The 12,800-nt window shown below is 45.2% G+C and carries 8 protein-coding genes; 6 read left to right on the top strand and 2 right to left on the bottom strand.

Annotated elements, in window-relative coordinates; translation table 11 throughout:
- Positions 1 to 36 precede the first annotated feature (36 nt).
- Entirely contained in the window at positions 37 to 1,506 is a 1,470-nt protein-coding gene (locus BLQ60_RS02905) for an amino acid permease (RefSeq protein WP_092615671.1), read from the bottom strand.
- Between the two features lie 479 nt (positions 1,507 to 1,985).
- A complete protein-coding gene (gene pdxR / locus BLQ60_RS02900) occupies positions 1,986 to 3,485 on the bottom strand; it encodes a MocR-like pyridoxine biosynthesis transcription factor PdxR (protein ID WP_092615668.1) in 1,500 nt (499 codons plus the stop codon).
- A 370-nt stretch (positions 3,486 to 3,855) separates the two neighbouring features.
- Here pdxR and BLQ60_RS02895 point away from each other — a divergent pair, with 370 nt between their 5' ends.
- From BLQ60_RS02895 to BLQ60_RS02870, 6 genes are all read left to right on the top strand, one after another.
- A complete protein-coding gene (locus tag BLQ60_RS02895) occupies positions 3,856 to 5,139 on the top strand; it encodes a Glu/Leu/Phe/Val family dehydrogenase (protein WP_092615665.1) in 1,284 nt (427 codons plus the stop codon).
- A gap of 367 nt (positions 5,140 to 5,506) precedes the next feature.
- On the top strand, positions 5,507 to 6,769 hold the full coding sequence (gabT, locus tag BLQ60_RS02890) for a 4-aminobutyrate--2-oxoglutarate transaminase (RefSeq protein ID WP_092615662.1): 1,263 nt from the start codon (positions 5,507 to 5,509) through the stop codon (positions 6,767 to 6,769).
- A 16-nt stretch (positions 6,770 to 6,785) separates the two neighbouring features.
- A complete protein-coding gene (locus BLQ60_RS02885) occupies positions 6,786 to 8,234 on the top strand; it encodes an NAD-dependent succinate-semialdehyde dehydrogenase (protein ID WP_092616062.1) in 1,449 nt (482 codons plus the stop codon).
- A gap of 158 nt (positions 8,235 to 8,392) precedes the next feature.
- A complete protein-coding gene (locus BLQ60_RS02880) occupies positions 8,393 to 8,884 on the top strand; it encodes a GNAT family N-acetyltransferase (protein WP_092616059.1) in 492 nt (163 codons plus the stop codon).
- A gap of 170 nt (positions 8,885 to 9,054) precedes the next feature.
- Positions 9,055 to 9,639: a M23 family metallopeptidase gene (locus tag BLQ60_RS02875; RefSeq protein WP_092615659.1), complete on the top strand. Its 585-nt coding sequence runs from the start codon at positions 9,055 to 9,057 to the stop codon at positions 9,637 to 9,639.
- A gap of 256 nt (positions 9,640 to 9,895) precedes the next feature.
- Positions 9,896 to 12,685 (top strand): M16 family metallopeptidase, encoded by a 2,790-nt coding sequence (locus BLQ60_RS02870; protein ID WP_092615657.1) that lies wholly within the window; start codon positions 9,896 to 9,898, stop codon positions 12,683 to 12,685.
- Positions 12,686 to 12,800: the final 115 nt, after the last annotated feature.

Raw genomic sequence — 12,800 nt, 5'->3', positions numbered from 1 at the left:
TTTTTACAGTAATATTGAGGTAACATTCGATGTGATTTACGCCGAGATGTTTGTTGACGTCTTTGCAGCGGTATTTTCAGTCGACTTATTTTCCGTATCGATCTGGTCGGCTGTTTTCCCCCAATTAAACTTCTGTGCACAGATGCCCAAGATTACAATACATAGTGCAAGTAAGCTGGTGTAGGTTACTTCTTTGAAATACGTGCCTTCAATCAACATAGTGATCAGTGCGCCGATGATAAAAAAGATCACCAAATAGGTCAGCCAAGGGAATAACCACATTTTGAAATCAATCTGCGTGCCTTCGGCTTCAAGTTTCTTGCGCATTTGTAGTTGCGTGCAGGCAATGGTCAGATAAACATACAGTGCCGCAGTACCTGTCGCCAGCATAAAGATATCGTAGACATTCATACTGTCTGTTGCGGTAAGGACGGTGGCAAGCAAAGCAAATAAGGATGAAATCAATACCCCCATCCACGGACTACCGTTACGGTTGATACCTGCAAAACTTTTTGGCGCATCGCCACGCTTGGCAAGCGAAAATAGCATCCGTGAACAAGTATATAATGCCGAGTTAAAACAGCTACAGACCGAAGTCAGTACCACAAAATTGACAATGTGTTTCGCTTCAGGCACGCCAAGCGCCGTTAAAGTGACACTATACGTTCCCCATGTAGCATCTTTGAGCAGTGGATTATCATGTGGAATCAAGCATACAGTGACGAACATCGAACCGACATAGAACAACATAATTCGCCACACCACCGAATTCGATGCTTTACGAATCTCACGTGCAGGATTTTTTGATTCAGCAGCAGCCACAGTGACGATCTCAGCGCCGATATAGGCGAACATCACACCAAGTAAAGCGGTAATGACGGCAGAGAAACCATTCGGCATAAAACCTTCAGCAGTCAAATGGGTCATGCCCACTGCACCAGCTTGGCTCCACGGCCAGAGATGCATCACAGCGAGACTACCGATGACGAGGAAAATCACGATAGCGATGACTTTGATTAAAGCAAACCAAAATTCAAATTCACCATAGTTTTTGACATTTTGTAAATTGACCAAGACCAAAGACACGATCACGAGGAGCATATAACCCCAGATCGGGATAAATGGAAACCAACTGTTAAGGATTTTACCTGCCACATAGGCTTCCCAACCCATCAGCAATGCCCAAGAACACCAATAAAGCCAGCCAATGGTAAAACCAGCCCAACGACCAATGGCACGATCGGCATATGTGGAAAATGAACCACTATCTGGATTCAGCACCGCCATTTCACCAAGCATACGCATGATCAGCAAAATCAACAAACCACCAAAGGCATACGCCAAAACAGCAGCAGGTCCAGCAGAGTAGATCACACTGCCCGAACCGATAAAGAGAGAACCACCGATGACCCCTGCAATAGAAATCATGGTGAGATGGCGTGACTGTAATCCGTTATTTAAGCCATTGGCAGAAGATTGTTCTGACGCATTGAGAGGTGCTGTCATATGTTTTCCCTTTGTCTTTAGGGCGTAAGCGACGAAATTAAGCGTTGAGCAATTCCGAATACAAAGCCACTAAAACTAAAACTGAATACCCAGCACATGCCATCAAAGCGGTGGTTCAAGTGTCGTGTGATTTTTTCACAGTTGCAAAAAAATCACCGTATCATGACCAGAAAATGACATGCGGGTAAATTTGTAGGGGTAATTTCTCTTTTTTGTGTAACAGAAACGAGAGCCATTTCGCCCTGATTCAAAGGAGCCAATTCACGTTTTTTGCGTTAAAAACAAGGAGCCAATATTTACAGACATCATGTTGCCCATTAAAATAGCGGTAAAATGAGATCGCATTCATTTATTGTGAAAAAACTGTGCTTTCAATAAAACAAATGAAAAATGACAGCAATACAGTCAACAAGACAACCAACAACACAGCTAACAACGCATGACAAGCGGTCGCACAGCCAATAATTCAACATGGACAACTAGGTCGTTTCCACACCAGCCTCGCGTAGACATTGCAATAAAATGCCAAAAGCCACCAAGATTTCTTGCTCGTTGACACAGGCAAAGCCCAGCAATAAGCCTTTTTGTCGGGTGGAATAATTCTTAATGAAATACTGCGATAGGGCACGGACTTTGACCCCACGATCCAACGCTTGGCTGGCGATCAGGACATCATCATAATCACTGGGCAGTTTTAAGATCAGATGCAAACCCGCAGCGGTATTGTATTCATGCAGAAAACCTTGCCCCAAATGTTTTTGGATGAGGTTGACTAAGTAGGCATGGCGTTTGCCATACAGCAATCGCATCCGCCGAATATGCGCCTCATAATGTCCTTCTCGGATAAACTCCGCCAAGACTTTTTGATCGAGCAGATGTCCCCCACGATACAGCTCCGATGCGGCAATACGAAGCGGTGAATACAAACGCTTTGGTACCACCAAATAGCCGATGCGTAGTGCAGGATAAATGGTTTTACTAAAGGTGCCCATATAGATCACGGGCGCATCAGGCTCCAAACCTTGCAGGGACGGATAGGGCTGACCTGAAAAGCGAAACTCACTGTCATAGTCATCTTCGACGATCCAGCTATTGTGTTGTCTTGCCAGATCAATCAATTGCTTACGCCGTGCAAGACTCAGATGTGCGCCGAGTGGATATTGATGAGATGGTGTAACAAAGATCAGCTTAGGCGGATGCTGTGGCTCAAAGTAGGGCAAGATGCCATCTTGATCAACAGGTAACGCCCGAAGATTAACCCCATTAATGCGTAAAATATTACGAGCACCCCAGTAGGCAGGGTCTTCAATCCACACCTCATCGCCAATATCGGTCAGGGTGCGAGAGACCAAGTCGATCGCCTGATGCGTACCTTCGGTAATGATAATCTGATCGACATCACACTGCACCGAGCGTGAAATGCGCAAATATTCGACCAATGCTTGACGAAGCTCTAAACAGCCCCCCGCATTGCTATAAATCAGACGACTAATGTCAGGTTCTTTGCTTAATTTATTCTGTATTCGACTAAAGATATGATGTGGAAATTCGGTCACATCGGGTGCACCTGGGACAAAGGCGCCCCATTGGTACGGTGAGGCGGAAGAATAACCAATTAAATACGAGCCACGCTGCGACAGATGGTTATTTTGAAGGTTGTTTTTTTGCTTATTATCTATTTGATTTTCATTGGATTTACTGAGAAATTGTTCAGGCAAATGCTCGGCAACCCAAGTGCCTTGACCTGTTCTGGCATCGACATAACCCTGTGCTTGAAGCTGTTCATAAGTGCTCAGTACGGTATTTCGAGAGACTTTGATTTCTTTAGCCAGATCACGTGAGGCAGGCAGTCTGGTTTTGGGGGCGAGCACACCATCCAAAATGGCATTGCGTAAACTGCGAAACAACCGCTGTTGCAGGGTTCCATCACTATCTTGTTGTAATCTTTGTAGTAAAAAATCACCCAACAAACGCTGCAATTGGCTCTCTCCAGCAGATAAAAAGTGGCTCTCGTCAGCGCTGTGATGCGCAGTGCAAAATAATGAGAGTCGCTGTAAATGTAGGGTGTTTCACGCTCAGCTTGTCAGTTTATGCACTTGATCACAGATAATACGCAGAGGTACACTCATTCGCAGGGAATATACACAATTATTGCTTAAAGCCAAAGTGAAATCAGGATGATTTTAAAACGACGATTTACGTCGATGATTTAAAATTTTAAGTATCAAAAACTGATGATCTGACCATGCAGACCACCGTGCTGCCAGTTTTGTGTTCAATCGTGTGTATTTATTCCGCATTGCATTTGCTACAGCGTATTTTCTATTGTATCGGTCTAAAGGGTATTTTATGAATTCAATCGATCCTTCACTCACCTATGCAGGTCAAGGTAATACTGCTTGGAACAACTATCTTAAACAATTGGAAAAGGTTTCGCCTTTTCTGGGCGAATTAAGTGAGCGACTGGATATGCTCCGCCGTCCAAAACGGAGCTTGATCGTCGATATTCCAGTGATCATGGATGACGGTACAGTAAGACATTTCGAGGGCTATCGTGTACAGCACAACGTCACCCGTGGACCAGGTAAAGGGGGCGTGCGTTTTCACCCCGATGTCAATTTGGATGAAGTGATGGCATTGTCTGCGTGGATGACTATCAAGTGTGCGGCATTAAATCTACCATTTGGCGGTGCCAAAGGTGGCGTGCGTGTCGATCCGAGTCAGCTTTCTCGCCGTGAATTGGAGCGTTTAACGCGCCGTTATACCGCAGAAATCAACCTGATCATCGGACCACAAAAAGATATTCCTGCGCCAGATGTCGGCACCAATGGTCAAATCATGGCGTGGATGATGGATACCTTCTCGATGAATGCGGGCAGTACAGTGACTGGTGTGGTAACAGGTAAGCCTGTACATCTTGGTGGTTCTTTGGGGCGTGTTAAGGCGACAGGGCGTGGTGTCTATGTCTCTGGGCGTGAAGTCGCTGCCGAAATTGGTCTAGAGCTCAAAGATGCACGCATTTGTGTGCAAGGTTTTGGTAATGTCGGCAGTGAAGCGGCATTATTATTTCATGACAATGGCAGTAAAGTGGTCTGTGTCCAAGATCACTCAGCGACGCTTTATCAGGAGCACGGTATTGATGTACCGAAGCTGATTGAATATATGCAAGCCAACAAAAAAATTCAAGGCTATGCGTTTAATGACGAAATCAGTAATGATGCGTTCTGGAAAGTCTCTGCAGAAATCTTTATCCCTGCGGCACTTGAAGGGGTGATCGATGTCGATGTGGCACAAACCATCGATGCCAAGCTGATTTTGGAAGGTGCGAATGGTCCAACCGACAGTGATGCCGATGAAATCTTAACCGAGCGTAACATTACCGTCGTGCCTGATGTCATCTGTAACGCAGGCGGTGTGACGGTGAGTTATTTTGAATGGGTGCAGGATTTTGCCAGTTACTTTTGGACGGAAGAAGAAATCTATCAGCGTATGGATGCGATCATGGTCAAAGCGGTGCACGATGTATGGCACAAATCGAAGCAGGCAGGTAGCACGATGCGTACCGCAGCTTATATCGTGGCGTGCGAGCGCATCTTAAATGCTCGTAAAGAACGTGGTATTTATCCAGGATAATTTTGTTTAGGCTAGTCTTTTGACTCGTTTAAATGCACACTAAAAAGATGTAGGTCGAATGCCCAAAAAGGGGTGTTCGGTCTACATTTTTTATGGGTACCATCCAATTAAGCTGTATTCGTCGAATTTAAAACGATAAATTTCATCAGTTAAAATACAGTTCTAAGCAATTCAAAAGAAAAACAATCAGTTAAATTGGCTCTGTCGGATTTGCAGAAAGTGGCTCTCGTTTCGTGACCAGAAAGCGGTAAATTTGAATGCATCAAAAAGCGTTTTTTGGAAGTTCAGCTTCCCCCAAAAAGCGTTATTTATTGCCACGAATTGTTGCCAATCAAACTGGCAAATTACACTGTGATGAGGATGAGAAATGGACAGTAAACACTCTGCGCTAAATGCACGCAAACAACAAGCAACGCCACGTGGTGTCGGTGTCATGTGTCAGTGGTATGCGGAGAAAGCAGAAAACTCAACGATTTGGGATGCAGAAGGCAAGCAATATATCGACTTTGCGGGTGGTATTGCGGTACTCAATACAGGTCATCGTCATCCAAAAATCATTGCTGCGGTTACTGAACAATTGACTAAATTTACTCATACAGCGTATCAAGTTGTCCCGTATGAAAGCTATGTGGCTTTGGCTGAGCGCATCAATGCACGTGCACCAATCGCTGGTGATGCCAAAACTACATTCTTCACTACAGGTGCAGAAGCGGTTGAAAATGCTGTAAAAATTGCACGTTCGTACACAGGGCGTCACGGCATCATTACCTTTGGTAACGGCTTCCACGGACGCTCATTCATGACCATGGCGATGACAGGTAAAACAGCGCCGTACAAACGTGATTTCGGTGTGATGCCTGCAGGCGTATTCCACGCACGTTATCCTGTTGAATCAAAAGGGATTACTGTGGATATGGCAATTGAAAGCATTGAAGATATTTTTGCCGAAGACGTGGCGGCGCATGATGTAGCGGCGATTGTACTCGAGCCAGTTCAAGGCGAAGGCGGTTTTAACGTCGTTCCTGCGGAATTCTTAAAGCGCTTACGTGCGCTATGTGACCAACATGGTATTTTAATCATTGCAGATGAAGTACAGTCAGGTTTTGCCCGTACTGGTAAACTGTTTGCGATGGATTACTATGACACCAAAGCAGATTTGATCACGATGGCGAAAAGTCTTGGTGGCGGTTTCCCAATCTCAGGTGTGGTTGGTCGTGCCGAAGTGATGGATGCACCAAACCCAGGTGGACTCGGTGGTACATATGCTGGTAACCCAGTCGCTGTGGCGTCTGCACATGCGGTACTTGATGTGATCGAAGAAGAAGGCTTGTGTGAACGTGCCAATGTTTTGGGTAGCGAATTGGTTGACGTGCTCAATGAATTGAAACAATCTTCTACCACAGTCAAAGACATTCGTGCCTTAGGTTCAATGGTGGCGCTAGAGCTGGAAACTGCTGAGCAAGCCAAAGCCATCCAAAACTATGCAATGCAAAATGGCTTGCTGATTTTGACTTGTGGTCGTTATGGTAATGTCATCCGTTTCTTATATCCTTTAACGATTCCTGCAGAGCAGTTCCGTGCTGGTTTGGCGATTTTAAAGCAAGGTTTCGCACTGTCTGCAGCAGCATAATTGAAGAGTAATGATGATGCTTGAAGCACAATATAGAGATATTTTACAGCATCCAGATATTCGCTTTGATCAGCCTGATACGGCTGATTTCATCGAAGTCAAAGATGCAGCAACTGATGACACATTGGCATGGGTGAAAACCCATGACCGTGCCTCGGTTGAACACGCCATTGCCCGCTCACAAAAAGCGCAAACCGCATGGAAAGCACAAAGCGCATTACAACGTGCCGATGTGCTTTGGGCGTGGTTTGATTTGATGCAACAGCACAAAGAAGCCTTGGCGCAGATTTTGACTGCGGAACAAGGCAAGTCCTTGACCGAAGCACGGGGCGAAATCGGCTATGCGGCTTCATTTATCCGTTGGTTTGCAGAACAAGCACGCCGTATCGATGGTGAAATCCTGACACAAACTCAGCCGAATCAGCGCTTATTGGTGATCAAACAAGCCATCGGCGTGACAGCGGCGATTACCCCGTGGAATTTCCCTGCGGCAATGATCACCCGTAAGGCAGCACCTGCCATCGCAGCGGGCTGTTCAATGATCGTCAAGCCTGCTGAGCTGACCCCGTTAACAGCCTATGCGCTTGAAGTCTTGGCGTTACGTGCTGGTTTACCGCAAGATGTGTTATTGCATATCAGTGGTGATTCGAGCGAAGTCGGTAAGGCACTGTGTGAAAGCGATACGGTGAAAAAGCTGAGCTTTACAGGTTCAACCCCAGTCGGTCGGATTCTGATGGAGCAATGTGCACCAACCATCAAAAAGCTGTCTTTAGAATTGGGTGGCAATGCCCCAGTATTGGTATTTGACGATGCCAATCTGGAGCAAGCCGTGCAAGGCATTATGGCGAGTAAGTTCCGTAATAGCGGTCAGACTTGTGTTTGTGCCAACCGAATCTATGTGCAAGATGGCATTTATGATGCTTTAGTTGAAAAACTTGCCGTTGCTGTTGCCAACTTAAAAGTTGGTGATGGTCGTGAGGAAGGCACTACGCAAGGGCCTCTGATCGATCACGCCGCAGTGGAAAAAGTACAATCGCACATTGCAGATGCCACCAGCAAAGGTGCTCAGGTCAAAGTCGGCGGTCAACGCTCAAGCCTTGGCGGTAACTTTTTTGAACCGACACTTTTAACTGAAGTGACGCAAGCGATGAAAGTTGCCAAAGAAGAAACCTTTGGTCCATTGGCTGCTTTATTCCGCTTTAAAACTGAAGAAGAAGCAGTACAGATGGCGAATGATACCGAATTTGGTCTGGCAACCTACCTATTCACGCAAAATACAGCACGTCAATGGCGTGTGGGTGAGGCGCTAGAATACGGTATGGTTGGTATCAATACTGGAGCGATTTCGAACGAAGTGGCGCCGTTCGGTGGGGTGAAGCAATCTGGCTTAGGTCGTGAAGGCTCGAAATTCGGTATCGACGAATATCTTGAAATGAAATATATGTGCCTCGATTTGAGTGAATAGTCTTGGCATTGCGCATGATAGACAATTCTTAATGTGATTTTAAACATCAGCTTAGCTTCGGCTAAGCTGATGTGGTTTTAGTTGAACACTTTTTTGAAAATAACTAGGCGCATAAGAAAATGGATTCTAGGCAAGCAAAAGACCATCAATTAAAAAACATGCAATCAAAAGACATTCATGACAAAAATCATCCGACAACATCCGAACAACAGGTACAGATTGAAGTTGAATCAGCTACAGATTATCAAGGCTGGCTCACCTGTTGGCAGGCATATCAACAGTTTTATCACGTGACTTTAGCAAACCAAATCACCGAAACCACTTGGCAACGCTTCTTTGATGAACAGATACCTGTGCACTGTGCAGTTGCGAAATGTGGCGATGAGATACTCGGTATTGTGCATTATATTTTCCACTACAGTACATGGGGTGCTGAGGATTATTGCTATTTCCAAGATCTCTATGTCGATCCATCGGCAAGAGGACAACAGCTTGGTCAACGCTTGATTGAATATGTCAAAGTTGTAGCGCAGGCAAGACCGTGTATGTGTTTGTATTGGCTGACACATGAGTCTAATCATGGGGCACGACGGCTTTATGATCGACTAGCTGACAATGCAGGCTTTATTCAATATCGCATCAACTTATAACCCAACAACTTAAGTGCATCAGTTTAAATATATTGGCACAGCGCTTGATACACACTGAACAATGTAAAAAATGCGCATTACAAAATGTGGTGTGATCTTGGTGTGAGATTGTCTAGGATGAATAGATATTTATCTTGAGGAACACAGCATTTCGCATGATCAGACAACGCATGACTAGATTTATACCTCAACGTTCACGCAATCTGAATGGCAAAGCATGGCAATCTGTCGTTGTCATCATCTTCAGCGGATTGTTTTTAAGTGCTTGTGAGCCACCCAAATCCAGTGAATCGGCGGGCGCAAGATCGGTGATGTTGTATTGGAAACTGCAACAACAATCTATGCCCACACAAGTCGCCATTCCAGTACAAGGTGTCACACACAGTCAAATCACTGATACATGGGGTGCAGCACGTAGTGCAGGGCGTAAGCATCAAGGTGTTGATATTTTTGCGCCACGAGGTACACCAGTGCTGGCATCGACACATGGTATTGTGTCACGACTTGGCACCAACAATCTGGGTGGCAATGTGGTCTGGGTGGTCGGTCCCGATCGGAGTCGGCATTATTATGCGCATCTGGACAGCTATGCCGCCCACATCCAAGAGGGCGATTGGGTCGAGGCGGGTGAGGTGCTCGCCTATGTGGGCAATAGTGGCAATGCCAAAACCACGCCACCCCATCTGCATTATGGCATTTATCTCAATGGGCAAGGTGTTGTGAATCCCTATCCGTATCTACAAGAGGCAAACTAGCATGCTGAATTCGCTAAAATATTGCAAAAATTTACTGAAATAAAGTTAAAAATTTGAATAATAACTAGGAGATATCATCAGCTTGTGTCGAACAAGACGGTATACTCAACTGACATTTTAAATCGCAAAAAAGAATCTATTCATGAAAATATCTCGATCCACGCCAATATCTACTGAAAACCTGAAAACGAAAAGCCCAAATTCAAACAGACCAAAAATAAATAGTCTGAAACCAAAAAGCCCAAAACCAAAAAAAATGCAGTCTAAAAAACTGTGGCTTGCTTGTACTTTATTATTTATTCAACCTGTTTTTATCGGACAACAGCTGTTTGCCAAGCCAATATTGGTCAAGACTGAGCAAGAGATCAGCGAATATAAATTAGACAACGGCTTGCGTATCGTCCTTGCACCGAATCAAAAAGAAAATAAAGTCTATATGAATACCATTTATTTCACGGGTTCATTAAACGATCCACAGGGTAAAGGCGGATTGGCGCATTTGCTGGAGCATCTGGCATTTAAAGGCACGACCAATATCCCTGGGGAAAGCTACCAACGCCAGCTCGATCAATACACGCTGAGCAACAATGCCAGTACCGAATACTATTCCACACGCTATACCAATTACATCCGTCCTGAACAAAATGCCGTCGATAAAGTCCTTCAGCTTGAAGCGGAGCGCATGGATAAATTGGTGCTGAAAGAGCAATATGTCCCGTCTGAAATCGAGATCGTGCGTCGTGAACGTGAGATTCGTCTGGATCAGCCTTTTGCGGTGATGCTTGATCAGATGTGGAAATCCGCCTATGGCAATCAATCGCTTGGGCGGTTACCGATTGGTGATTTGGATGAGCTGAAATCCATCAAAATGCCCGAACTGGAAAAATTCTATCAAAGCTACTATGCCCCGAACAATGCGGTACTGTTGATCACAGGGAAGTTTGATCGCGACAAAGTCTTAGCCAGTATTGATCAGCATTTTTCACCTTTAAAATCCAAGCAGATTGCGCCATCTGCAACGGTGCCTGCCTTAGATTCAAATCAAATCACCACCCGACACTATGAAGTGAAAAAAGGCAGTGATTTGGCGCAGTTCCATATTTATTTAAATGGTCCCAATGAAAAGATTCAGCCTGCTTTAGCCTTGGTACCTTCGCTCTACACCATGCAACCGAGCGGACAGCTCTATCAAAACATGGTGAAAACGGGTGTCAGCACGGATGTGTTTGGCAGCTCGTGGCTTGAGCCTGATTTTAATTTACTGTTCCTTGGTGCAGTCTACGCACCGAGTCAAGATGGCAAAAAAGTCGATAGCGCACTGACGACTGAGGTAGAAAAACCCAAACAATTTACCCAAGCCGAGTTGCAACGGGTGAAAAATGTGTTAAAAAATGAACAGCGTCAAATGATGGCGAGTGCGACCGATTTGGGTGATGCATTGACCAGTTACATCGTCAGCGAACATGGTGATTGGCAACGCCTTTTTGTTGATGAAAAAGCCATGCAAGCCGTGACACTGGATCAAGTCAATCAGACCTTGAGCCAGTTTTTAGTGCCGTCACATCGAGTCACCGCATCGATATTACCGACACCAGAAGATCAAAAGAAAGCACAACAATTGGCTGAGCAATCCACAGAAAATGCGACACCATTGGCGCCAGTGAGCACAGCAGAGACAGAATTGCTCGATCCAAGCGTGTATCAAGCGCAGATCGCCAGCTATGTCAAAGCCTCTGCACAAAAACTTGGTGCTAGTGAGAAGGCGATCCAACGTGGAAAATTGCGCAATGGGATGGAGTATGCGCTGTATCCAACCATGACCAAAGATGATCGAATCTATGCCAGCATCGATGTCGATTTCGGTGATGCACAATCGATGATGCACAAAAAGAACCTGATCGATATGACCGCATATTTACTATTTCGAGGATCGAAAGCGTATAGCCTGCAACAGATTATGGATAAAAGTATTGAGCTCGATGGTCAGCTCAGCGCTGAATCGGATAGCAATCGCATTAAAATTAATATCTCTGCGACCCAAGCCAACTTTGCTGAATATTTTGATTTTGTGGTGGAGTTACTCAAAAATCCGAGCTTTTCCCAGTCTGAATTTGATTTGATCAAAGCACAATCGTTACAAGCGCTTGATCGTCCATATACCGAGCCTGAAGTCGTGGCAGGGCTGACACTGGGGCGGATGACAGAGCAATATCCTGTTGGTGATCTACGTTATCATTTTGAACCGACTGTGGCTGAGCAAGAGTTAACGCAAATTACTAATGCACAGGTTCAGCAGTTTTATCAGCAATACTTCGCCATGAACCATGCACGCATCTCGGTGACGGGTGAGTTCGAAGCCAAGAAAATGCAAGATGATATTAAAGATGCGTTTCAAAAGTGGTCAAGCAAAGCCACTTTTGCCCCTGTTGTTTCAGACTATCAACAGCTTAAAGCAACGCAAGTGCATGCTTTGTCAGAGCAACGTGAGTTTGGCTACTATCAAAGTGCGCTGACCGTACCTGTGGGTGTCTATCATCAAGATGCGCCTGCGTTGATCGTCTTTGCGCATATCTTGGGTGATTCGCAGTTGTCCTCTCGCTTGGCAAAAGAGCTACGTGAGAAGAATGCGTTGGTCTATGGTTTCGGCAGTCCGTTGCAATTAGACGCACAAAAAGACAACGGTGCATTGCTGATCAGTGCCAACTATACAGCTGGGCGTTCTGCACAGGTCAGTCAGTCGGTGCATAAAGTGCTGAAAGAGCTTTTGGAAAAGGGCATTACTGAACAAGAGCTTGCCGCCGCCAAAGCCGACATCATGAAGCAACGTGCCACGATCTTGGAAGATGATCGCATCATCCATCGGATGCTGAACGGTCAGCTTGAGAATGATCAAAGCATGATAGATCGTGCCAAGCGTGATCAAGAAATCATTAAACTGACGGTTAAAGATGTCAATGCAGCGATCAAAAAATATATCAAACTGGATCAGTTCGTCGAAGTGATGGCGGATCAATATGGTCAGCCAGTGGTGCAAGATAAAAAGTGATCGTGACGAAATGCTGTAATGCACTAGGATAGTGCATTACAGTTAATATTTTGACCAATTAATTGTTATAAAAAATGGGCAGATGGTGAAGTTTGGGGGTGAGGGATAAAGATTT

Source organism: Acinetobacter marinus (assembly GCF_900096915.1).
GTDB classification, from domain to species: Bacteria; Pseudomonadota; Gammaproteobacteria; order Pseudomonadales; family Moraxellaceae; genus Acinetobacter; species Acinetobacter marinus.
This window is presented reverse-complemented; position numbering and strand designations above follow the sequence as displayed.

Coding starts and splice junctions, on each gene's coding strand:
- BLQ60_RS02905 (WP_092615671.1), bottom strand. CDS start 1,506: ATGACAGCACCTCTCAATGCGTCAGAACAATCTTCTGCCAATGGCTTA.
- BLQ60_RS02895 (WP_092615665.1), top strand. CDS start 3,856: ATGAATTCAATCGATCCTTCACTCACCTATGCAGGTCAAGGTAATACT.
- gabT (WP_092615662.1), top strand. CDS start 5,507: ATGGACAGTAAACACTCTGCGCTAAATGCACGCAAACAACAAGCAACG.
- BLQ60_RS02885 (WP_092616062.1), top strand. CDS start 6,786: ATGCTTGAAGCACAATATAGAGATATTTTACAGCATCCAGATATTCGC.
- BLQ60_RS02880 (WP_092616059.1), top strand. CDS start 8,393: ATGCAATCAAAAGACATTCATGACAAAAATCATCCGACAACATCCGAA.
- BLQ60_RS02875 (WP_092615659.1), top strand. CDS start 9,055: ATGACTAGATTTATACCTCAACGTTCACGCAATCTGAATGGCAAAGCA.
- BLQ60_RS02870 (WP_092615657.1), top strand. CDS start 9,896: ATGCAGTCTAAAAAACTGTGGCTTGCTTGTACTTTATTATTTATTCAA.